This is a genomic window from Leptothoe sp. ISB3NOV94-8A, assembly GCF_043421595.1.
Classification (GTDB): domain Bacteria; phylum Cyanobacteriota; class Cyanobacteriia; order Phormidesmidales; family Phormidesmidaceae; genus Leptothoe; species Leptothoe turfae.
Map to the genome: position 1 here is coordinate 222,935 of NZ_JAXSQW010000001.1, position 23,857 is coordinate 246,791.

Here is a 23,857-nt window from a genome sequence, read left to right on the forward strand (position 1 = left end):
CACACCGCCCGTTGGGCCCCTTCCCAAACGGGGAGGCCCCTTGCAGCTTCCTTTCAAACAAGACACTTTTAACCAAATCACAATGCCTCAAACCGCCCAAGTAACAGTCCCCGCAACCACCGCCAACATTGGTCCCGGCTTCGACTGCCTTGGTGCAGCCCTCACCCTCCACAACCACTTCACATTTACCCCTGCCGACACTCTCACCATTACCATCACCGGTAAAGAAGCTGATCGCCTCAGCACCGGCCCCGACAATCTCGTCTACAAATCCTACGAAGCCTTTTATAACCACTTACAAAAAAGCGCCCCACCTGTCCACATTGCGATTGACCTCCACGTTCCCCTATCCCGTGGACTAGGCAGCTCATCTACCGCCATTGTTGGCGGCATCGTCGGCGCAAACCTATTAGCAGGCAGCCCCCTAACTCACAGTCAGCTCGCTAGCCTCGCCACCGAATTAGAAGGTCACCCCGACAACGTTGTCCCCGCCCTGCTTGGCGGCTGCCAACTCGCTGTCCATAGTGAAAATATACCTCTCGCCATCTGCCAACTGCCCTGGCATGAATCCATCATTCCCATCGTCGCCATTCCAGACTTTGAGCTATCGACATCTGCAGCCCGTAGAGTTCTACCCGAAAGCTATAGCCGCGCTGATGCCATCTTTAATACGGCTCACCTGGGTCTACTAACTCAAGCCCTAGCCACTGGCAATGGCGACTGGTTGAGAACAGCACTGTGCGATCGCATCCACCAGCCCTACCGCAAAACCCTCATTCCAAATTACGACGACATCCATCAAGACGCCCTTAATGCCGGAGCCTGGGGCCTTGTCATCAGCGGCGCTGGCCCCACACTATTGACCCTAGCCAGTCCAGAAACCGCACCCACTATCCAGCAAACCCTGGGTAAATCCTGGCAATCAGTCAATATCCCCTATACCGTTCATCAACTCGCCATTGATCACCAGGGCACCCAAGCTAACCTCATTAGCTAAGCCGCATCACAAGTGCCCCCACAGACAGGGTTAGTCACATTACATATTTTTATTTATTCACATTTTTATAAATACAAATTTACATAAATGTGATTGATTACCTCTATATCTTTTTTTTATGTGTGATGCTCTAACATCTTGCCAAGAGCTTTATATATCTGGCCGATTAAGAAAACAAATGATTTTTAAGACTTTAGACCTTATCAAAAGTTAACCAAATTACATATACTGTGACTGGGCGTATTTCAATAGGTATTTTTCCTCATTGCCGTCCGGTTAGTTAGCCTAGTTTTTCTTTAGTACATCGTGCTCCTGAATTCCTCCGACCTCTTCGACCAAGGCCGCCGCGAAGACAGTAGCTCCCCTGACAGGGGGTACGTTGTAAACAACAAGCCTTTTCGCTTCAAGCTAGACCAACTGCCTCTCGGCAAAATGCGCCTCTACGAGTTGTACGCATGAGTTGGCATGATTGTTGAACACTTTCCGTGGTTAACAGCGCTAGTTATTTTCCCCCTCCTAGCGGCTATCCCTATTCCTTTGCTGCCAGATAGCGAGGGTAAAACTATCCGCTGGTATACCCTTGGCGCTTGCTTGGCCGAACTGAGCCTCATTTTTTATACATTTGCTAACTACTACGATCTCAATCAGACCGGCTTACAGCTAGTTGATAACTTTGCTTGGGTTCCTCAAATCGGTCTTAACTGGTCACTGGCGGCTGACGGGCTGTCCATGCCTTTAGTGATTTTGAGCGGACTAGTCACAACGCTGGCAGTGGTTGCTTCCTGGAATATCACCATGAAGCCCAGACTTTATTTTTCACTGCTGCTGCTGATGTACAGCGCCCAGGTCGGCGTTTTCTTGACCCAAGACATGTTGATGTTCTTCATCATGTGGGAGCTAGAACTCGTACCGGTCTATCTGCTGATCTCTATCTGGGGCGGTCAGAAGCGTCTCTATGCGGCGACTAAATTTATTCTCTACACGGCTATCGGCTCCATCTTTATTTTGTTGGCAGCTCTGGCAATGGCCTTCTACGGTGACAATCTCACCTTTAACTTCAGCGAGCTGGCTGCTAAGGAATATTCGTTACCGATGCAGCTGCTGACCTACACGGGCTTTTTGATTGCCTTTGGCGTCAAGCTACCGGTCTTTCCATTTCATACCTGGCTACCGGATGCCCATAGCGAAGCCCCTGCGCCTGTGTCCATGATTTTGGCAGGTGTGCTGCTGAAAATGGCAGGCTATGGCCTCATTCGTATGAACATCGAGATGTTGCCGGATGCCCATGTTTACTTCGCACCCATCCTGGCAATCCTTGGCGTAATTAACATTGTCTACGCTTCTTTAGCAGCCTTTGGTCAGGACAATCTCAAGCGCCGCATGGCTTATTCATCTGTGGCCCATATGGGATTTGTCCTCATCGGTTTGGCAGCATTTACTACCTTGGGTATAAGCGGTGCTCTGCTACAGATGATTTCCCATGGTCTGATTGCGGCAGTTCTGTTCTTCCTCTCTGGGGTGGCTTACGAGCGTACTCACACCCTGGCGATGGACAAAATGGGTGGCATGGGCAAAGCCATGCCCGTGGCCTTCGGGATGTTTACTGCCGGTGCCATGGCGTCTTTGGCGCTGCCCGGTATGAGTGGTTTTGTGGCTGAGCTAGCTGTCTTCCTTGGGTTCTCCACCAGTGATGCCTATAGCACCTTATTTAAGGCAATCATCGTAATTTTGGCTGCTATCGGTGTGATTTTGTCTCCGATTTATCTGCTGTCCATGCTGCGTCGCATCTTCTTTGGTACTCCTGGTGAGCTGGAAATTCCCAACAACACCTCCTGGGATATCAAGCCTCGCGAAGCATTTGTGGCTGTCTCTTTGCTAGTGCCCATCATTGGCATCGGTTTGTACCCTAAGTTGGCGACTCAAACCTACGATGTGAAAAGCACTGAAATTGCTAGCCGTGTGCAGAATATTCGGCTTGCTCAAGATGCAGACCACGGTCCTTTTTATGCCCAGGTTCTAACTGCACCTGAACTGTTGGCAAGTCGGTTGTCGAACACAAGCATTCGATAGGTAAGAAATGTTGCCTGGCTCGACCCTCTACTGTTAACTTCTTTATCCCTTGCTCAGGGTTAATTGAGTCTTCCAATTTCCTTTAAAGTCGCTGGTGTTCTCCATTGGGCACCAGCGACTTTACGATTTTGGGACTTTAGTTAGCCCATGTCCCCCCCTGGGGCATTGAACCCATAAAAGAGAAGACGCTTAACTAATTGGGGAAATTCCTTATGTGCATCTATGGTGGGTTCAGCTAAACAATACTCAAGGGAATCTTCCTTTAGTTTGAATGGGCGATGGCTATTGTGGTTATGGTGGCTCAATGGTTTGGGGTTGGTATTGTTATGGGGGCAACCGGGCTGGAGCCACGGTGCGATCGCAACCGTTACCCAAACCTTTTCCGTCGAAGCCAGCTATTCTTCTGGAGAACCCATGGCTTCAGCCCAGGTGGTGGTTTACAGGCCTGACAACCCCGATGAGCCTTGGTTAACGGGGCAAACCGATGAACAAGGGAATTTTGAATTTAGTCCTGACACAGAAGGCGATTGGGAAGTTGTTATTCGGCAAGCGGGCCATGGTACCACCGTCAACGTTCCCGTCACTAATCAGGCGGTGGCACAGGTAGAAAATCCTCAAGCTGTCGCCAGGAGCACAACGGCTCTGGTATCGTCATCGGAACCATTGACTAATCCCCTACAACGCTGGGCCAGTGCTGGAGCCGCACTGTGGGGCCTGATCGGGACAGTTTTATTTTTTTCGCGAGGTAAACAGTCTTAGTGCATATTCCAGATGGTTTTGTCCCCCCCCAACTGTGCATCATCGGGTATGGTGTCAGCGGGTTTGTTACCTGGCAATGTCTGCGAAAAATTAACCGGCAACCCAACCCGACGGCCCAAATGCCCAAAGCGGCTATGCTGACAGCGGCCTTTTTTGTTGCCTCATCCATTCAGATCCCCCTCCCGCCCATGACCCTGCATCTGGTGCTCAGTGGACTACTAGGAGCAATTTTGGGCTATTACGCTTTTTTAGCGATCTTGATTGGTTTATTTTTTCAGGCCTTATTTTTAGGCCACGGCGGGTTGTCCACCCTCGGATTAAACGCCATCATCATTGGTGTACCGGCCTTAGTGGGCCATGGCATTTTTCAATTGCGGCATTGGTTGCCCCGCTCTATAAAACCATCAATGCGCTATGGTCTGAGCGGATTTTTAGCGGGAGCTGTTGGCATGGCACTGGCGGTGATCATTTTTATCAGTCTGCTGACTTTCACGGTGCCTGCTGGCTTTGATGTCGCCACTGAACGGGCAGCCCTGTTCACCCTGGCGATCGCCCATGGACCCTTGGTGATTGTTGAGGGCATTTTTACTGCACTGCTGGTGACATTTTTACAGCGGACAAAACCAGAATTGTTGACCGGCTTAGATATCAGACCCGTTGAGCCCATGCCCTCATCGGGAGAACAACTATGCGACTAACCCTCGACTCTTATACAGCATTGCAATCTCCCCTGCATCGCTGGTGGCCCCGTAGCAAATTAGTCGGCTTAGGGCTGTTAATGCTGGGCTTTACCAGTGTGCAACAGGTGCAGCTAGTGCCAATTTGCTTATTGGTGACCGCTGTGCTGTATATGCTCTCCGGGTTACCCTGGTCATTTTTGCGATCGCGCCTCCGCTATCCTGGGCTCTTTGTCCTGGGCATGGTAATCGCGTTACCCCTGTTATCAGGCAGCACCATTCTCTGGCAGTGGGGTCCCCTCGCCATCCGACAAGAAGGCCTGATGGCCATGGGTTTAATTGCAGGGCGATTTCTCTCTATCGTCACCATTGGCATGCTGTTATTGGGCACTACCCCACTGTTAAAACTGATTGATACATTAGTCTCCCTGGGGTTGCCAACATTAATGGCAGAAATGGCACTGCTGGCCTATCGATATTTATTTGACATTGCCGACCAGCTCGCCATTTTACGTCAGGCCATGCGGCTGCGAGGCTTTCAACCAGGGGGTAATCGTCAAAGTTGGCAACAATTGGCAGCCGTAACTGGCACGTTATTGGTGCGCAGCTATGAACAATCTGAGCGGGTGTACAAAGCCATGCGACTGCGAGGTTATAGTAATGGTCGTAGCAACATGTCCTCTCAGATTCAAGGCTGGGGGCGTGCCCCTGACATTGCAGCCATTGGATTATGCGCTACCATTGCTCTGATTTTAATGAGTCTGCAAATTTGGCCAGTAGTTCCTGGGGGATAGGTTAGTTTTGAGTTCTGAATGGCCCACTCAATTTTGATCACATCCAAGATCTCCGTTGAAGTCTATTCTTCCTCATTTTTATAAATCTTAATTCTCTAAACAGATTCTCCAACTTAAAATTCAACATTAAAAACTTGACATTCATTTCAATCTCTCTTCAAAGCACAAACGCCCACTCTCTGAGTAGTATCTATGACGTCTCTGCTACCCAAGAAGCCAGTAGCGCCTGCTGTTTTTCCGGCTATAACAGCAGCGATTGCCATTGAGCATCTTTGTTTTTCCTATCCTGATCGGCCCCAGATACTTGATAATATTTGCATACAGGTTACTCCTGGCGAACGGGTGGGGATTATCGGCCACAATGGCTGTGGGAAAACCACCTTGTTTATGCTTCTCTGCGGAGCGCTTACCCCCATGTCTGGCACTGTGCGACTGATGGATAAACCTGTTGTGACTGGTGGGTTTAATCCTCAAATTGGATTGTTGTTTCAAAACCCCGACAACCAATTATTTTCTGCATCGGTACGAGACGATATTCGTTTTGGCCCAGCAAATATGGATCTACAGCCCCAACAGGTAGATGAGCGAGTAGATGCAGCAATTGCTTTGACGGGGTTACAGCCTTTAGCTGAGCGCCCTCCCCATCACCTATCGGGTGGAGAGAAACAAATGGTGGCCATTGCTGGTCTCTTGGCCATGAATCCCCAGATTGTTTTATACGATGAGCCTACCGCCAGCCTTGATATCCGCAGTCGACGACGTTTGATCACCTTTATGCAAGGCTTGCAACAAACTATGGTAATTGCTTCCCACGACTTAGAGTTTTTGTTGGAGGTTTGCGATCGCACCCTGATCATGTACCAAGGTAGAATTGTTGCCGATGGTCCTCCCAGAGAGATTATGGGAGACAATGACTTAATGCACACCTATGATTTAGAAAAACCTCACTCGCTGATTCCCCACGTCATCGATCACCACACATAAGAGATTTTTCGTAGGGGCGTACGGCGGTTGTTGCTAGAGGGCGCAAGGCGGTGCGCCCCTACAGGTTTTCTATTCGGAATGGCTCACCTGTCCGTCATGTTTGGTGGCAGCCGCAAACGTCTCTTCAAAAAATGTTGCTGTTTTTTCTAAATCAGTGCCACCTTTAAGGCGATAAAATGCCAGCGCACGGATTACGGCTTGGTCGCGCTGGATCACCCGCACTGCCCGTGAAGCCCCCTTTTCCGCTTTATAGGGATTATCAATCCATAGGGCATCGCTCAAATTCAAGGCTGCCACTAAAGGTGTAGCAGTTTCTGTCTTTAGGCGCTCAGCGATCGCAGCTGGCAAATCCGCCAGTGCTTCTGCTTCGGTTAACTGCTGAGCACGGCTGAGTAAGGTTTGGAGTCTTTCTGTATCTATGCTCATCAAGCTAAGAATCCATGCGGTTGTAAGTCAATATTTTACTTGGCATTGCTAATCCAAACTATGATTTTCTTCTCAAAAACTTCACACACTACCCGAAACCCTGACCCCCATCCGTAACGTCACGTAGGCTAAGAATAGAATCACTCTCGCATCTAGGCGTCCATTCATGGCATTTCCGAGAATTTACTCAGAGCAACACTATTCGTCAGCCGTGACCACTGCTGTTGCCGATCTTCTACAGAGCTACCGAGGTTATCAAATTGATGTTCTGCGACAGCTCCCCTGTCATGAGCGCGATACTCGGGCCTACGAGCTATGGATTACAGCCTGGGATAGAAACGAAGACCGCTATGAGTTTATTTATGAGCTACGCATTGGCGTGGTCCAGGGCGAGCTGATTGTCTTGTCGTGGATGCCAGTGTAGACAAAGAGCTATCGGCTATTGGCGGCTATTAACCATAAATAAAACCCCTAGGGCTGACGGACCTCAGGGGCTAATGGAAATTACTAAACTAGCGCGGTAAGAATACAGCAGGGTATGCCTAAAGTATTCAAGTAGAGCGACAGTAGGTCTACGCTTTACGGGAGTAGTACTCAACTACGAGTAGTTCGTTGACGTTGAGGGCAATCCATTCACGTTCGATGATGCTGTTCACCTTAGCTTCGAGCTTGGCTTTATCAAACTCAAGGTGAGTGGGGATATTCGCCAAACCAGGAAATTCCAGGTTTGCTTCCACTAGCTTCTTCGAAACGTCTTTTGGACGAACGCCAATGACATCACCAGGACGGCACTGGTAGCTAGGGATGCTAACAACGCGACCGTTGACGGTAATGTGGCCGTGGTTAACGACTTGGCGAGCAGCGGGGATCGTAGGTCCCATACCCAATCGAAAAATAGTGTTATCCAAGCGCATTTCTAGCTGTTGCAGGATTACCTGCCCAGTAGAACCACTGGCACGACGTGCTTTTTTCACATAGCGCAGTAGCTGACGCTCAGTCACACCGTAGTTATAACGAAGCTTTTGCTTCTCTTCTAGACGAATACAATATTCGGACTTTTTCTTCCGCGCCTGACCATGTTGACCAGGGGGATAGGCCTTACGGGCAACTTTCCGGGTTAAACCGGGTAGTTCACCCAAGCGGCGAGTAATGCGAAGGCGAGGACCTCTATATCGCGCCATGTAGCGTTTAGCTCCTTTGTAGGAATATTCCAGTCCCCAATTATAGGAGATGAGGTGACTCAACGCCATAGGAATTTGAGACGACTATATCTGGAGCGCAACTAACATAGCCCCAAGCCTTGAGCTGCCGCTGCCCACAGGAACACGAAATGGTTGATTGCAATCCTAACCTACCTCTTCCTAATCGCCGAACAATGCGTTCCGGAGTATGTCCAGCGGCATCTGTCCACCACCAATTGCCTAAAAAGATTTAACCTCAATATTAAGCTTATCCATCCAATCATCAGGATTCTCAGTCATCAGATTCATCAACTGCATTGGCTGCTCCGGCTTAGCCGAAATACTAAACCCCTTCGGATTTTCAATAAACGCAACCACCTCATTCACCGCATCAGCTGCCACCTCATTATCAGGCGACACCAAAAACTGACTGGCACCCATAAGCTGACTGGTTAACTGAGCCTTAAACTCATCCACACTTTTACCATCCTCAGCCGCCATCGATGCTAACAGCTTCTCCGCAAACGAATTATCCCGATAGGTAATTTCAAAACTGTGGAAAATCGTATCCATGTTAGTAGGGGCCGCATCTTTTGACTCAACGTCTTCCATGTCGACATTGCCCAGCTTCATATTGACAACCAAATCTCCCACCTGATCGGCACTAACCTTAAATGTTTCGACACTCATCTCACGCTTGGCCTGGTTGTACCGATACTTTGTATCAATATCGAAACTTAGCGCAGTGTCATAACCAGCCCTCTGCAAAAAGTCAGCCATTTCTAACTGTTCCGGCTGGTTTAAGTCCACCACTATCCCCTGAATTGATGCATCAAACACCGTGGGCACATCTGATTTTTCATCAATGTCACGGATGATAACTTTCTTGATAGTGACCTCAGAGGGATCATCCTTAGACGTGATCGTAATATCTTTGACATGGACATCCTGGGCCAGGGGTTTGAAGCTAATATCCTTGTACTCAACAGCCAGGTTCTCCTCTTCCATGCTGTCAATTAATTTGTTTACCTTGGCCTCGGCGACTTTAGTGCCGTAGAGATTTGCACCGAAGTATAGGCCAACAGCAAGAACACCTGCACCAATTCCGGCAATTGCTAGCTTTTTCATAAAGAAGGATCACTGTTTTAATCACTGTTACCTACATCAGTGAACCCAACTTTTCCTAAAAGGCTCTAATGACTGTAGCTATGGAGCTAGAGCTCAACATACACCATTGCCTCTTCCTGGAGGGGAAGAAGTATTGACTATTGTCAGATGACGGTCGGGGCTTTGGGGTGAACCAGTCAGGATGATTTCTATGAAGTGACCTCAGTCAAATAAGTGACCTCAGTCAAATTTTGTTCAATCAAGTCTTGCAACGAAGACCTATTGCCCTTGCCATTAGCAACCATCTCGTTTGATCGTTTCTTCTTTTTTGTGCACGATGCTTGATAAAGCACGGCGGCTTCTAGAGCACCTAAACCTTAGTGAGTACCTTCAATTCCTTCAGCAGTTCCTGCTCGTTATACGGTTTTGAAAAATAAGCCGTCGCCCCTAAATTCATGGCCAGCTTACGATGCTTCTCACTGCTTCGAGACGTCAGCATCAGAATCGGCAACTCTTCATATTCCGGCTTTTCCCTAAGCTCTTCTAGAACGCCGTAGCCATCTAGTCGAGGCATTTCAATATCACAAATTACCGCCTCCACAGTTAGACCGGCGATCAATTTATCTACGGCCTCTCGACCATCCTTAGCCTGCTCCACCAGATATCCTGATCGCTCTAGCGTCGTTGCCATATAACGACGCGCATGAATCGAATCGTCAACCACCAAAATTTTGGCCGATTGAGAGGGTAAGGACAATACGGGATCCACTGGCTGAGCAGCCTCTCGTTTAGCGCCTGCCACAATCCATGTCATCAGCTGGATCGGTTCAATCAGAGGAATGACGCGACCATCACCCAGCACCGTAACACCGCTAAATCCAGGAGGTAGCGGTATGGGACTCGCCACTGGACGGATAGCGACTTCTTGTTCTTGCCAGAAGCGGTCGATATTCAGACCATAGTAACCATCGTCTTCGCCCACTACCACGATCATCGGGCAGTTGATCAAGGGTTGACCACTCATGTCTAGCGGTCTGGCCAGCATTGTCCAATGATCTTCTACACGCACGAGGGGAATAGAGGTGTCTCTCCAGGTCATGGATGGTTCAGTAATCTCTGCGGCTGGAGTTCTGATTACTTCTTGCACCGCATCAACGGGTAAGGCAAAGACAGAGCCATTGCGTTCCAATAGCATGACCCGCAAAATCGACAACGATAGCGGAATACTCATGGTAAATGTGGTGCCTTGACCGGGCTCCGTATCCACCTGAATATCACCTTGTAATTCTCTCAGGTTGGTGCGAACTACATCCATCCCATAGCCCCGCCCCGATAGTTCAGTAACCTGACTACTGGTGCTAAAGCCCGGTTCAAAGATAAAGGACAATAGCTCTTGACGCTCCATGGCATCCACCTGTTCATCTGGGAGGTTGTATTTACGGATGCGATCGCGAACGCCCTCCAAGTTAATCCCACCACCGTCATCGCTCAGGGTAATCACCACTCGGTTACCACGATTCACCGCCCGCAGGGCAATGGTGCCTACGGCAGGCTTTTGCTGTATTCGACGGCTTTCAGGGCTTTCAATACCGTGGTCAAACGAGTTGCGCAAAAGGTGCATCAGCGGATCGCTCAGCTGATCTAAGGCAAACTGTTCGATCAGGGTACTGGCTCCCTCAATCTTAAGTTCTACAGGTTTGCCATACTGTACTGACCAGTCCCGTAGCGCCCGAGGAAAACGTCCGACAATCTCTTCAAACGGACGCATCTGGGTCTGGGTGATGCGGTTTTTAAGCAGACGACTGGTGTAGTTAAGCCCGCCGATGGCCTGATCCATCTCATTCAGGCCTAATTCAATGTCACGGCTTACCTCTTCAAGTTTAACAATGGTCTCCATATGTTCCTGGGCTAACAAATGGAGCTGAGAGTAACGGTCAAATTCTAGAGCATCTAGTTCTTCGGGGGCAGCAACTTCAACAGCTCGGCCACGTCCATTCTGACTCGATCCGTTGATGCTATTGGCAACACCGGCCACGGCAACATTTTCAGCCACAGCCCCCATGGGTCCTTCCGTTGACGCCCGGTCATACCACTGACGTAGCTCAGTATTAAATAATGTCAGGGCGGCCATACGCTCCTGCATCAACTCACTAAATGTCTGTAGCTGTTCTAGTTTAAGGTTGACTGCATTTCGGTTAAGAATCAGAGCCTCGAAATTACTGTTAATTTGCTTGAGCTGATCAACCGATACCCGCACCGTTGTTGTTTTTTGTGTACTGGGGACAGCGACCGGCGGCGGCATATTCAAAGGGATCAACGGAATAGCCTCTAGGCTAGACGTTGATTTAATCGCTTCGCCAGAGAGTTCTTCACTAGCTATCTCTTGACTAGCTATCTCTTCACCAGTCGGTTTCTCTGCCTGATGAAGACTCGGCTGGACTAACTCGGGAGCTATGGTAGTCGCATCAGCCGGTTCTAGCTCTGGTTCTAGCGGTAGTTTCGCAAACTGTGCCTGCAAAGCCTCTAGATCAACCGTCTGATCGTTGGTTGGCTCCCCTTCTATCAGCTCAGCAGTGGGGAAGGCATCAATGGCCTCTAAGGAGGTTAGCGGGTCTTGCAGAAAATCAATATCATCGGCACTATTAGGTCGCTCATCTAAAAGCTCTGGTAAAGACAGATCGCTCAGGTCGTGATGCTGTGTACCCGAGATGTCGGTAAGTGGTTTTAACTGAGAGGGCAACCCTTCTGTACGTCCTAAAAGAACCAGTGAATGACTTCGCTGCCAGGTTTTCAGCGCCTGATGTGCGATCGCATCAATAGATTCAGGCTGAGCAGACAGGCACTGTTGTTGCACAGAATCGCATAGGGATACAAATGCCTCCAACTGAGCCATCATGCCAAACTCAGACATCCGTTGAGCCATAGCAACTACAGCTTGTCTGAGATCATCGCCCCGCAGTTGAGATAGGTCTTGATGAAACTCTTCTAGACAATCTTCAACACTTGTTGTGAAAATCATGACATCAAGATTTTCATCATTGTCTTCTGACAACAGACGAGCCTCATCTTCAGGGGTGAGATCACCCAGATGTTGATTTAGCTTTTTAAATATAGGCTCAATATCAGTGGCTAACCACTGGGAGTCTATGGGTAGCTGCTGCTGATAGTGCTGACGAACTGTTCGCAAACAATCCACCCCCTGCAGTAGCAGAGTTTCCAGGGAGGTATCTACCGATAGCCGTCGGGCACGCAGAATTTTAAATGCATCTTCTAGCTGGTGAGCAACCTGACTAAGCTCGACAAAGCCCATCATGCCAGCTGTACCTTTAACAGAGTGAGCAGCACGCATGGCAATATTAATCTCACCCAGGCGATCATCTGCCGTTTTCAGACCTAACAGGACAGTTTCAATTTCCTCGAAATAGGTTTCCGCCTCTGCCAAAAAGGTCAATCGAGCCTGTTGCTCTTTGTCTAGTTCCATGGTTAGTCTTCAACTTTAAATTGCTTGACAGACGCCTGTAGAGATTGGGCTACTTTTGCAGTATCTTGAATCGCTTGGGCCATCTGAGCTGATGCATGGGATCGCTCTTCGGAAGATTGAGCAGATTTTTGGATGAGCTCAGTAACAGCCGCAGATGCTTGAGTTTGATTAACTGTAGAATCTGAAATGTTTTGCATCAGTTGGTTGATTTGATCAGATTTAGTCAGTACCTCGTTCAACTGTTGTTGGGTCATTTTCACCAGGCTGCTACTATCAACCACCTGGGCTGTACCCGTTTCGATGGCTGCGACTACTTCCTGAGTCTCCGTTTGAATGTCAGCCACAATTTGAGCAATGGTCTTAGTGGCATTGGCCGATTGTTCCGCCAGGGAGCCAACCTGTTCCGCTACGGCAGTAAAGCCCTGTCCTAATTCTCCAGCACGGGATGCCTCAACACTAGCATTTACAGCCAACAGGTTTGTTTTCAGAGCAATTTCGTCAATCAAACTCACCGACTGAGCAATCTTCTGGGCAGATTCTCCCAATCGTTTAATCTTTTTAGAGGTTTCACCCACCGTTGAGCGCAGTTCTAGAATACTGTCTGCCGTTTTTTCCATTGACTGAGACCCTGCCTGTACCGTCACATAGGTGTCATTGGTCAAATTAGAGGCTTCACTAGCGTTTTGAGCAACCGTCTGAATAGATTGACTCATCTCTCTAACAGCCACCATGGTATTCTGCATCGAGCGCGCTTCTTCAACGGCCTGCTCAACCACGCTAAGAATTTGCTGCTCGTTAGTCAGCAATGAACCACTCACTTGGCCGGTTGATTGTTTCACATTGACAGCAATGTCTCGCAGGTTTTCAATGATGGCGTTAAAAAGGTCAGCTACAATACCCACGTCTCCAGCCGAAAGCTTTGCCCGCACCGAGAGATCGCCATTTGCTGCATCCCCCACTTCTTCCATTAGCTGGGTGATATCATTTTCTAGTTTTTCTCTTTCTTGTCGCTGTTCTTCTGCAAAATCTTTTTGCTGTTTAAGCGATGACTGGAGCTGGTCTAAAAGATTATTAAAACCACGTCCTAGAATTTGAGTTTCAAAGGTTCCCTCGATAATGGCACGGGCATCTAGTTCACCTCCAGCCGCTTTCTGAGCCACCTCGGTTAATGTCTGCAATGGTTGAGAAAGCCTGCGTGCCAGCGACAGCAGCAAACCACCTGAGGCGGTACCCAAAATTATGGCAGTCACAATAAAGACAACCAACAAAGTCATTCCCGCTTGGTCAAGTGCAACTGCATCCTCAGACGAGATTGCAACCCAGGGAAGATTGGCTACGGTCGCCAGACTATAGTTCCGACCTTCATAGGAAACTACAGCCTGTAATACTTCTTTGCCAAGTAATGTTGTCCGGCTAACTTCAATAATTTTAGCGCCTGTTTCCTGCTGTAATTCCTGTTTAAATATTTGGGAACCATCGGCCTCGCGGCCTAATTTTGATGATAGTGCCTGGGCAAACTGCGCAATTACCTCTCCACCAACCACGGTTGCATTATCAGTGTCAGTATTTTCTGTTAGGGGTACGGTCGCCAGCGCCAAGCCATTACGGACATCGACCACCTGCACTGCCTGAGTTTCACCAATTGAATTACTCAGATAGGTAGCAATTTGAGTACTCAAGACCTGCTGGGGCAGAACCGACTTAACAACTCCAATAACGTCCTCGGATCCAGCAGGAGTAATTGCACTGGAAATCGATACACTGACGACATTGGCAGAGTCATCAAATTTTACCGGTTCCACATATTGACCAAATTGCTTAGCTTGCAGCCACCAATCCTCATCACTTTGAACAAAGTCATCAATAGGGTTGCTGATACCAACAGTTAAACCAGCTTGTTCAGTAAAAAATATTTCACCAACTCCTTCAGCAGCCACAATATCTGCTAAATATTTGTTAATGGCCGCATTGGGCGCTAATAACTTAGTCTGGGCAAACTGTTGCTCTAGCGCCTCAACAGACTGTTCGCTGAGTTTATCTTCCTCAACCTTGGCATTCGCCTGATTTAGTGCCTGCTGAATGGAGGGGCTAATCACCAAGTTTTCTACAACTTGAAAGCTATCCGCAACAAAAAAACCAGCCACTTCACTGGCCAGGAACGCTTCCTGTTTCAGGGCGAATACCACATCTTCATTTTCAGCGCGCTTGGTGATAACAATCCCCAAACCACTCGCAACTGCCAGTGGTAACAAGGTAACGGGCAACAGTGTTTGTAGTAACTGTCTACCAAGGGGACGCCCACCTTTTTTGTCTACCTTAGAAATCCGGGGTATTCCTCTCCTAAGAAAGCTGAGTCGCTGAAGCTTATCGTTTTTTAATGTATAGTCCTGCGCAGTCATGGTGGTGTCCTAGTTCGCTATGTTAATCAAAGAAAATGTATAACCCTAAAACTCAGCTGATGTTAATGATCGAGCTGCTCCAATCGCTTCAGCACTTAAAACGAGAATCACCTCGTCATCAATCACAACCTGACCGCTTAAGTAGGGATGTAAGCTAGCATCCACTTCATCGACAGGAGAGACAATATCGTCTGGTGATAAGCGAACAGAACTTCGGATTTTGGGTACAACCAGCCCTAAATAGAGTTCTTCATCTGCGTTAATATTCTCTTTAGGAGAAGACTGATCAACGTTGGATGGCAAAGCACGAATGACCACTACTTCATAGTATTGAGAAGGCTCTAGAACCATAGGTAACTCTAATAGTTGGGCCAGGTTAATCGCCCAAAAAACCTGATCTTTTGAACTCATTAGTCCCATCATTGATGGAAGCATATTGGGCATGGGTGTAACTAACCGGGTTGGCAGCAACAGACTTTCTTCAACCCAACTTAGCGCTAAGGCAATCGTTAAATCTGGAGTAAGTTGTACCCTCAAAAATTGTTCGCCTGCAACAGTTTTTGGGTTAAATACATCAGGCAGAAGCTGCTGAAGGCGATCTGCCGTTTTAAGTGTCTGAGTCGAAGGGGTAGGCGAGATTTGCATAGGAGATAATGCGCTGTCTTACATAAACTACAAAACTGCAAAGCGTACAGCGTCAGTCAATTGCTGAGCGGTGCAGGGCTTGACTACATACCCAGCAACTCCCTGCTTTTTAGCCCAGCTTTGATCCATTTTGCGACCTTTTGTTGTACAGGCGATGATCGGAATACTCGCTGTAGCCGGATCTTTTTTAAGCTTTCGGCAGAGTTCTAAACCGGTAACCTCCGGCATTACCAAATCCGTAACAATTGCGTCGGGTCGATCAAATGCTATCTTTTCCATTGCTTCTGAACCATTTTCAGCCGTTATCACTTTGTAACCAGCCTCTTCCAAATAATGGCTGATCAAATCCAACTCAGATTTAACATCATCAATGACCAATATTTTTTTTGCCATGTCTCCACTGCCTTATCGTTACAACTACAATTTTTATATAGGATATTGAGCTATATCCCTTCATTGAGAAAGAGATTCATCGTGATTTTATCGACACTTGTTAGTTTTGAGATAATTATGTTTTTTGTTCTGATGTCCGTATCACTCAATCGGGTTAAGATTCAAGTAGTTGTCTAATAGCTGCATTAGCTGTTCCTTTGAAAAGGGTTTTTCTAAATATCCAGCTGCCCCTGAGACCTCGGCTTTTGCCTTATTTAGGGCACCCGAGTTGCTGCTGATCATAATGATGGGGACATCTTTGAACATATAGCTCCGCTTTAAAATTGAACATAGAGAGTTGCCACTTATGCTTGGCATTGAGATATCCATCAGTATCAAACTAGGTTTTCTAACACATATTTTAGAGATGGCCTTGACTGGATCCATAATCGTTTTAAGTTCAAAATAATCTGGATCAAGATAGCTTTCTATCTTTTCTAGCATGGCCTTACTATCATCAATGCATATGATTAAATGCTTAGATCTTAAGTTCCCTGAACCATTGCTTTGGAGATTGTTATTACCTGATGCACTAGATTCTGACTTGTTCTCATTTGAACTCCACGTATCAGTAGCAAATTGCTTCTCAGATATAGTGTTATTACCAGCGATAACCTTATTCTCAGGGTGAGTGGTGTCGCCAGTGGTAAGGGTCTCAGACGGCTTATTGATGGCTGTGATATCTGCGGGTTTGCTAACTGCATCTGTGACCGATTCAGGTTGTTGTTGCTTGATTGGCACCCAAGGCAAGCGGTTAAGCGGTGGTAATGGGGGCCATAGCTTGATCGCACGTTGTTTTATGTAGGGATATAGTAGCTGGGCCAGCTTGGTTTCGTCCTGTTTAACAGTTTGGGCTAGCTGACGGATACTGGCTCCCTGCATCAGGCGTACTAAGGACTCCAGCATTCGCTGTGGGAGTCCACCCTGGCGTGCCAGTTTATAAAGATCGTCCGGACTTTCGCAGTAGGGACGCTGGTAGGGGGAGCAAATGAGATCTCCAAGAGATTGCCATGCTTTCAATCTTCCAGAAAGATGGTTAACTAAGGCAGGAATTTCTGTTCCGTAGATTGTTGTATACCATAGCTCCTTGGGAAAGGGATACCAAACAACAGTTGCTTTTTCCAATCCTAAGAGAGCTTCAACGGCATCTTCAGCTAATTGAGCCAGAATTTCCCCAGCCTGTTTTGTCTCAAGCAAATTATACTGAACAAGCGCACCAACAATCTTGCTCGTCCAATTAAGGGCTTCCAGACCAGTCTGGCCAATTTGGCGCTTATACACCTCCAACTGGGTCAATCGCCAATAAATAGGCAGTAAGGCTTCATAGCCTAACCTCGGCAATGTTGTCTCTAACGTATTTAGATACTGTAGCGAGTGCGCTGCAAATATCACCCTGCCGTCAGTAATATCTAGACACCATTCAACATTGTCACCCGTGATATACACTCGTCCAGTTTGACCAGATTCAAGTGTCTTCGTCAAGAAAGGTATTACCTCAAAATGATCGTGCATAGCGCTCAAAAATTACTTTTATAAACCTAATCACAAATCATAAATTCTCAATGTTACATAGAAAACAGGTCTAAGTAAATCAAACAAATTTTCTTTCTGTTTTTAAGAGAATATTTTATTTATTTAATGTCCTGACGAAATGGATATCAGAAAAAACTGGGATTTAGCATTTTCTAGTTTTAATATTTTATCAATAATTATTTTTGTCTATTGATGGATATTACAGCCAATCACATTGAAGTTCTGTCAAGAAAGAATCAGCTAACTTCTCAAGGCAAACAACTTTAATGTCAAATTCAACACCTTACTATAGAGAGCCAAGCACCCATATCAAGCACCCATATATAGAGAAGCTACAAGATTTATCCTCGACTCTAAATCAATAGATTCAACCGTTTTAAGTCAGGAAAGCCGTATGCCAATAACATATCTTTGTATCTCCGCTCTTATTGTAAGCATCCGTGATGCTACCCCATATATTTTTGAAATTAAGAGCACGGGTATTAAGATTAACTTTGTATAAACACTAGGCATTTTCGATACTTGTAATGTCTAAAGATTAAGCATAAAACAAGAAATAAAGTTCTTGTAATTGGTCCTGATACTCACAGAAGAATTGGAATAACATTCATAGTAAAAGGTGCTAACCCCCACCAACAAAAAACGCTATGATATCACTGTCTAGTCAGTCTCACTATTTAAATAGTCTCTCTTCTCCACAGGGAATACGCAACAGTTTTTCTTCACCCTGTACTGTTTGTGGCAGTTTTCATTCCGCTCAAGATCACTGGAATTTAATGGCAGACATCGAAATGCCGCAGAATCCAGCTGACTTGATCGATGACTTGGTAAAGATGCGGATTTATCAGCCAACTGCCATTGAGGCAGCTGATTCCATCACCCAGGCAGAGCTGCGGACAGCTTTATTTATTAGCATGGTGGGCCAAGGCAAACCAAAACGAGAGCGGTTGGTGAGAGATTTGATCAAATTAGCTGGCGGTCTCGACCAGGCATTTAGTGCTGCGTTTGGCCCCAAAGCTGGTGAGTTTTTTACTGATGCTAAACGCATGAGTCAGGTGACTCGACGCAAATTTCTACAGAACATTGCCGTGGGGGCTGCCCTTGTCAGTTTAGCTAACTGTGGCTCAGCCACGGAAGTGGCTGAAGAACCTGCAGATAGTCCAGCGGTAGAAGATTTAGAAAAATCTAAACTGAAGGTCGCATTTCTTCCAATTACTTGTTCAACACCCATCATTATGTCGAAACCATTGGGTTTCTATAAGAAGTATGGGCTCGATGTAGAGTTAATTAAGTATTACAGTTGGTCGGTAGTAAGAGATGCAGCCATCGCAGGGGAACTGGATGCTTATCACATGCTGGCTCCTATGCCCATTGCCATGTCTCTTGGTTTAGGTTCAGCGCCCTTTCCGGTGAGGCTCGCCAGCATTGAGAACAATAATGGTCAGGCCATTGCCGTCGCTAAAAAACACATGGGCCAGATCAACGGACCGGAAGACTTTAGGGGCATGAGTATTGGCATTCCCTATGATTTTTCCAATCATAATTTGCTGATACGCTATTACTTGGCTACTGGCGGACTGGATCCGGACAAAGATGTCAATCTGTTGATTTTGCCACCACCGGATGCGATCGCAAAACTGGCTTCCGGACAAATCGACGCCTTCATTTTGCCCGATAACTTTACCCAACGGATCGTGCAAGACGACATCGGCTTTATTCACCTGCTTAGCAAAGATTTGTGGGACGGCCATCCCTGCTGTGCCTTTGTTGCTACTCAAAAGTGGATTAATGGTCATCCCAAAACGTTTCGGGCCTTGAACAAGGCCATTATCGACGGGGCCAACTATGCCAATGACCCTGTCAATCGTAAAGAAATTGCAGCGACCATTGCTCCACAAGAATATCTCAATCAACCATTACCGGTTCTAGAAGCCGTCATGACTGGGCAGTTTGAAGATGGGCAAGGAAACTCCTTTGATATTCCAGATCGCATTTGCTTTGATCCCTATCCTTGGAAGAGTTTTGCAAGTTGGATTACGACCCAACTCGTACGTTGGAATTATGTACCGACTGATAAACCCACTACAGGTGTAGAAGATTTCTTCTTAACTGATTTAGCAAGAGAACTTGCACTAGAGTTAGGAGTGGATGCACCAGAGGAGTTATCTCGAATTGAAAAGATGAAATTCGGCGATTTTGACCCAGCCCAAGCAGAGACCTATCTGAAACAACAAATTGATACGTTTGGTGTATAGAGAACGTGATCACACTTAAAATTGTTGTACTCACACGAGCCTAAAGACAAGACAAATAATCATTATCAATAGATTGCCCTGAGCGTTCTTTCAGTTTCCCAATTGAGAGAACGCTCAGAGTTTTATTACATAATCGATACTGATGTGGCCTTAGCTCCAATCCTCCTTTTTTGTCCGCTGCGCTTTATACAGCATTTCAGTCTGATGAATCTCACGGGTTTTGGCCATTAGGTCATCTTCCGTTAGCGACCAGTTTGCCAACACGGTATCTAAATCCTGCTGAATATCCCGTGCCCCTGGAAATCCGTCATAGCGAATGCGCAATCGGGCTAGCTCAATTAAGTTAAAGTCTGTCGCTTCACCATTGAGCAGATTAGTCACAATCTCGCGATCTGCCTTGTACTGGGGATGGGTAAGTTCTTTTTTTTCGGCCATGGGGAGCTACAGGTACTGATTCAGCCAGGCTAATGGTAACCCAGGTGAGCACTTAAAATAGCGTATCAGTCCAATGCTCTAATGTTAGAACATCAAGATTTCAATGGTAATCATAAAAAGGTATGTAATGGAATCTGCACTTGTTGTGGAAAATTAGTCCATTATCGCTTATTAAATCTTAGTGATTTCGTTAGGCTAGGCATAGTGCCCCCTATGGACGAGCCTAACTTCAGATTGCAGACTATGACGATTACCCAAAAACTCTATCAGCTCCAGTCGATATTTTATGCAATGGATCGAGCCCTGATTGCTTACTCCGGCGGTATTGACAGCACACTGGTAGCCAGGATCGCCCACGATGTTCTCGGATCCCAAGCCCTCGCCGTCACGGCTGATTCTCCGTCACTCATGTTCGAAGACCTGGAAGCGGCAAAAAGTCAGGCAGTCTTTATGGGGCTGAATCATCGCATTGTCCAAACCCACGAAATGGACAACCCCAACTACACCAGTAACCCCACCAATCGCTGCTACTTTTGCAAAAGCGAGCTGCACGACACTCTGAAACCACTGGCGATGGCTGAAGACTATCCTTATGTTGTAGATGGTCTCAACGCCGATGACCTGCAAGACTATCGCCCTGGTATCCAGGCTGCTAAAGAACGGGGCGTACGCTCTCCCTTAGCAGAGGTCGGGATCAGTAAATTAGACGTTCGGGAAATCTCAAAGTATCTGGGCCTGCCTTGGTGGGATAAACCATCGCAGCCCTGCTTAAGCTCACGATTTCCCTATGGTGAGCTGATCACCACCGAAAAACTACACCGCGTCGGTCAGTGCGAACGCTATCTGCGCCAACTGGGTATACGTAATCTGCGGGTTCGGTCTGATGGGGAGACAGCACGCATTGAATTACCGCCTGACGGCATCAAAGACTTTGTTGCCACAGTGGATCTAAACACCCTGGTGACTGCTTTTCAAGAGTATGGCTTCACCTATGTCACCCTAGATTTAGAAGGGTATAAAAGCGGGAAATTAAATCGCGTTTTGGCGAAAACCGTGGTTTAACAAGCCAAAACTGTCTGGTGGATGTCTAGCCATACTAATACTCTGTGGCGTAAGCTTATCCACTATCAAATGTGTACGAGTCGATGGGTCGATGGGTGGATACAATCGCTGCTAAATTTCTGCCATCGGTTACTAGACAATAAAAAACCTCGGCTAGCAACTAGCCGAGGTTGACTCATTCATTGTTCAACAAGAAGGCTTTGAGTCTCTAAACCTAAGCCGCTACACCCTGACGCTCTTTAGCTTCCTTGATCACCTCTTCAGCAACGTTCTTAGGACAAGGCGCATACTTTTCAAAGGACATGGAGAACTGGCCACGACCAGACGTCATCGTACGCAGGTCGCCGATGTAGCCAAACATCTCACTTAGGGGCACATCGGCCTTGATGCGCACACCAGTGGCACCGACGTCTTGGCCGAGGATCATGCCGCGACGACGGTTGAGGTCACCGATTACATCACCGACATAATCCTCAGGGGCAAATACGTCCACCTTCATGATCGGCTCTAGAATCTGAGGACCGGCTTTAATGAAGGACTGACGATAGCCTGCCTTAGCAGCGATTTCGAATGCTATCGCACTGGAGTCAACCGGATGGAAACCACCATCCGTCAGGGTCACCTTCAGATCCACCACAGGGAACCCGGCTAACATCCCCTTATCCATACTGGCCGCAAAGCCTTTCTCCACAGCAGGCCAGAATTCACGAGGCACATTACCACCGGTTACCTTAGACTCAAACTCAAAGCCAGCACCAGCCTCATTGGGTTCAATGATGTAGTCAATCTTGCCGTATTGACCTGAACCACCGGACTGCTTCTTGTGGGTATAGCTGTCTTGTAGCACCTTAGTGATGGACTCGCGGTAGGCTACCTGAGGCTTACCAACTTCCACTTCGATACCGTGGGTACGCTTCAGAATATCCACCTTAATGTCCAGGTGCAGCTCACCCATACCCTTCAGAATGATTTCGCCGCTTTCTTGATCAGTCTCCACCTGGAAAGAGGGATCTTCTTGAACCATTTTGCTCAGGGCAATACCCATCTTCTCAGATTCACCCTTCTTCTTAGCTTCAACTGCGATAGAAATCACAGGGTCGGGGAAGACCATAGGTTCTAGCGTAGCTGGATTCTTGGGGTCGCACAGGGTATGACCAGTTTGTACGGTCTTCATACCCAGTAGCGCCACAATGTCACCCGCTTGAGCTGCAGCCATCTCCTGTCGGTCATCAGCATGCATTTCAACAATGCGGCTAACGCGCTCGTTCTTGCCAGTAGCTGTATTCAAGATAGTGTCACCCTTCTTGACGGTACCGGAGTAAATCCGGGCAAATGTCAGAGCGCCAAAGCGGTCGTCCATAATCTTAAACGCCAGCGCGCGCAAAGGCTTTTCAGGATCAACGTAAGCCAGCTCGCCAGTCTCATTACCTTCGAGATCAACCTCAGGCTGAGGCTTCACTTCAGTTGGGGCCGGCAGGTAATCAACAACCGCATCCAGCACCAGCTGTACACCCTTGTTCTTAAAGGAAGAACCACAGTAAGTGGGGAAGAAAGCTAACTCACGGGTGCCCTTGCGAATACAGGCTTTAATCTCATCAATGGAGATATCTTCACCTTCGAGATACTTCTCCATGATGTCGTCGTCCTGCTCAACAGCCGCCTCGACTAGCTTCTCGCGCCACTCGGCGACGTCATCGACCATATCAGCAGGGACATCCTTGACCTCATAGTTCATCGGCTCACCAGAATCATCCCAAATCCAGGCTTTCTCAGTGAGCAAATCAACCACACCAACGAAGTCATTCTCAATGCCGATGGGCAGCACCATCACCAAAGGATTAGCCGCCAGCACGTTCTTAACCTGGTCTACTACGCGGTAAAAATCAGCACCGGTCCGGTCTAGCTTGTTGACGTAGATAATACGGGCTACCTCAGAGTCGTTAGCATAGCGCCAGTTCGTTTCAGATTGAGGTTCTACACCACCTGAGCCGCAAAATACACCGATACCGCCATCTAGTACCTTCAGGGAACGATATACCTCAATAGTGAAGTCAACGTGACCAGGGGTGTCAATAATATTGAGCTGATGTTCGTTCCAGAAACAGGAGGTGGCAGCAGACTGAATCGTAATGCCTCGCTCTTTTTCCTGGTCCATAAAGTCGGTGGTCGCTGCACCGTCATGTACCTCACCGATCTTGTGTACCTTACCGGTCAAATTCAAGATCCGCTCAGTGGTGGTGGTCTTACCCGCGTCTACGTGGGCAAAAATGCCAATATTTCGATAAGTGCTGAGATCTTTCATGGGTATTATCTAGGGTTTAACTACGTCTCCAAACAGTTTTTGACCACCTTTAGGACCGTTTCAGGACCATTCAGAGCTAAAGCAGACTTGCCAAGCAGGGGGCACAGACGCCCCAAGCAATAGATATATTACTTCAAAATTATTCACATTCCCTGAATTCTTAGGACAGAGAAGTCTAAGAATCCAGAGAATGTGAATAACGTATAGCTGCTGATAGATAGATAGGACCATGTTATCAACTTAACCAGTGCAATGGTATGCATGCGCATAGGGATAACCGATCTGTCACCCGGCATTAGTTCACTTCGTTTTATCAGG

At 47.4% G+C, this 23,857-nt stretch carries 19 protein-coding genes; 9 read left to right on the top strand and 10 right to left on the bottom strand.

Features of this window, described 5'->3' with window-relative positions:
* The first annotated feature begins 82 nt into the window (after positions 1–82).
* The 6 genes from thrB (at position 83) to SPB21_RS01095 (ending at position 6,281) form a co-directional block, all read left to right on the top strand.
* Positions 83–997, top strand: coding sequence for a homoserine kinase (gene thrB / locus SPB21_RS01070; protein WP_163659442.1), 915 nt, complete (start codon positions 83–85; stop codon positions 995–997).
* Positions 998–1,462: 465 nt separating this feature from the next.
* A complete protein-coding gene (locus tag SPB21_RS01075; protein ID WP_163659441.1) occupies positions 1,463–3,067 on the top strand; it encodes an NAD(P)H-quinone oxidoreductase subunit 4 in 1,605 nt (534 codons plus the stop codon).
* 222 nt (positions 3,068–3,289) lie between these two features.
* The gene (locus SPB21_RS01080; RefSeq protein ID WP_163701317.1) at positions 3,290–3,826 is read left to right on the top strand and encodes a carboxypeptidase-like regulatory domain-containing protein; all 537 of its coding nucleotides are present in this window, start codon (positions 3,290–3,292) and stop codon (positions 3,824–3,826) included.
* On the top strand, positions 3,826–4,524 hold the full coding sequence (gene cbiM, locus SPB21_RS01085; protein WP_163701314.1) for a cobalt transporter CbiM: 699 nt from the start codon (positions 3,826–3,828) through the stop codon (positions 4,522–4,524). Before SPB21_RS01080 ends, cbiM begins: the two co-directional genes overlap by 1 nt.
* Complete coding sequence (gene cbiQ, locus SPB21_RS01090; RefSeq protein ID WP_499061546.1) at positions 4,515–5,297, top strand: cobalt ECF transporter T component CbiQ; 783 nt, start codon at positions 4,515–4,517, stop codon at positions 5,295–5,297. Before cbiM ends, cbiQ begins: the two co-directional genes overlap by 10 nt.
* Before the next feature lie 192 nt (positions 5,298–5,489).
* Entirely contained in the window at positions 5,490–6,281 is a 792-nt protein-coding gene (locus tag SPB21_RS01095; protein WP_499865083.1) for an energy-coupling factor ABC transporter ATP-binding protein, read from the top strand.
* Positions 6,282–6,350: 69 nt separating this feature from the next.
* On the opposite strand, the gene SPB21_RS01100 is transcribed toward SPB21_RS01095, so the two are convergent.
* A complete protein-coding gene (locus tag SPB21_RS01100; protein WP_163659436.1) occupies positions 6,351–6,707 on the bottom strand; it encodes a hypothetical protein in 357 nt (118 codons plus the stop codon).
* Between the two features lie 166 nt (positions 6,708–6,873).
* On the opposite strand from SPB21_RS01100, the gene SPB21_RS01105 reads away from it, so the two are divergent.
* Positions 6,874–7,131, top strand: a complete 258-nt coding sequence (locus tag SPB21_RS01105) for a hypothetical protein (RefSeq protein WP_163659435.1) — start codon at positions 6,874–6,876, stop codon at positions 7,129–7,131.
* Between the two features lie 148 nt (positions 7,132–7,279).
* Here SPB21_RS01105 and rpsD read toward each other — a convergent pair whose 3' ends face one another.
* From rpsD to SPB21_RS01140, 7 genes are all read right to left on the bottom strand, one after another.
* Positions 7,280–7,888: a 30S ribosomal protein S4 gene (rpsD, locus tag SPB21_RS01110; RefSeq protein ID WP_163659434.1), complete on the bottom strand. Its 609-nt coding sequence runs from the start codon at positions 7,886–7,888 to the stop codon at positions 7,280–7,282.
* Positions 7,889–8,128: 240 nt separating this feature from the next.
* Positions 8,129–9,016: an aq_1923 C-terminal domain gene (locus tag SPB21_RS01115; protein WP_163701305.1), complete on the bottom strand. Its 888-nt coding sequence runs from the start codon at positions 9,014–9,016 to the stop codon at positions 8,129–8,131.
* Between the two features lie 349 nt (positions 9,017–9,365).
* Positions 9,366–12,476: a hybrid sensor histidine kinase/response regulator gene (locus SPB21_RS01120; RefSeq protein WP_499865085.1), complete on the bottom strand. Its 3,111-nt coding sequence runs from the start codon at positions 12,474–12,476 to the stop codon at positions 9,366–9,368.
* Positions 12,477–12,478: 2 nt separating this feature from the next.
* Positions 12,479–14,875: a methyl-accepting chemotaxis protein gene (locus SPB21_RS01125; RefSeq protein ID WP_163701300.1), complete on the bottom strand. Its 2,397-nt coding sequence runs from the start codon at positions 14,873–14,875 to the stop codon at positions 12,479–12,481.
* A gap of 45 nt (positions 14,876–14,920) precedes the next feature.
* Positions 14,921–15,520, bottom strand: a complete 600-nt coding sequence (locus SPB21_RS01130; protein ID WP_499865087.1) for a chemotaxis protein CheW — start codon at positions 15,518–15,520, stop codon at positions 14,921–14,923.
* Positions 15,521–15,547: 27 nt separating this feature from the next.
* Positions 15,548–15,913 (bottom strand): response regulator, encoded by a 366-nt coding sequence (locus tag SPB21_RS01135; RefSeq protein ID WP_163659429.1) that lies wholly within the window; start codon positions 15,911–15,913, stop codon positions 15,548–15,550.
* A gap of 141 nt (positions 15,914–16,054) precedes the next feature.
* Positions 16,055–17,434, bottom strand: a complete 1,380-nt coding sequence (locus SPB21_RS01140; protein ID WP_499865088.1) for a response regulator — start codon at positions 17,432–17,434, stop codon at positions 16,055–16,057.
* 827 nt (positions 17,435–18,261) lie between these two features.
* Between SPB21_RS01140 and SPB21_RS01145 the strand changes: the two genes are divergently transcribed.
* Complete coding sequence (locus SPB21_RS01145) at positions 18,262–19,740, top strand: ABC transporter substrate-binding protein (RefSeq protein WP_499865089.1); 1,479 nt, start codon at positions 18,262–18,264, stop codon at positions 19,738–19,740.
* Between the two features lie 150 nt (positions 19,741–19,890).
* Here the strand turns inward: SPB21_RS01145 and SPB21_RS01150 are convergent, their stop codons facing one another.
* Positions 19,891–20,175: a DUF3288 family protein gene (locus SPB21_RS01150; RefSeq protein ID WP_163659426.1), complete on the bottom strand. Its 285-nt coding sequence runs from the start codon at positions 20,173–20,175 to the stop codon at positions 19,891–19,893.
* A 243-nt stretch (positions 20,176–20,418) separates the two neighbouring features.
* On the opposite strand from SPB21_RS01150, the gene larE reads away from it, so the two are divergent.
* A complete protein-coding gene (gene larE / locus SPB21_RS01155) occupies positions 20,419–21,237 on the top strand; it encodes an ATP-dependent sacrificial sulfur transferase LarE (protein WP_163700612.1) in 819 nt (272 codons plus the stop codon).
* Between the two features lie 214 nt (positions 21,238–21,451).
* Here larE and fusA read toward each other — a convergent pair whose 3' ends face one another.
* Complete coding sequence (gene fusA, locus SPB21_RS01160) at positions 21,452–23,539, bottom strand: elongation factor G (RefSeq protein WP_163659424.1); 2,088 nt, start codon at positions 23,537–23,539, stop codon at positions 21,452–21,454.
* Positions 23,540–23,857 lie beyond the last annotated feature (318 nt).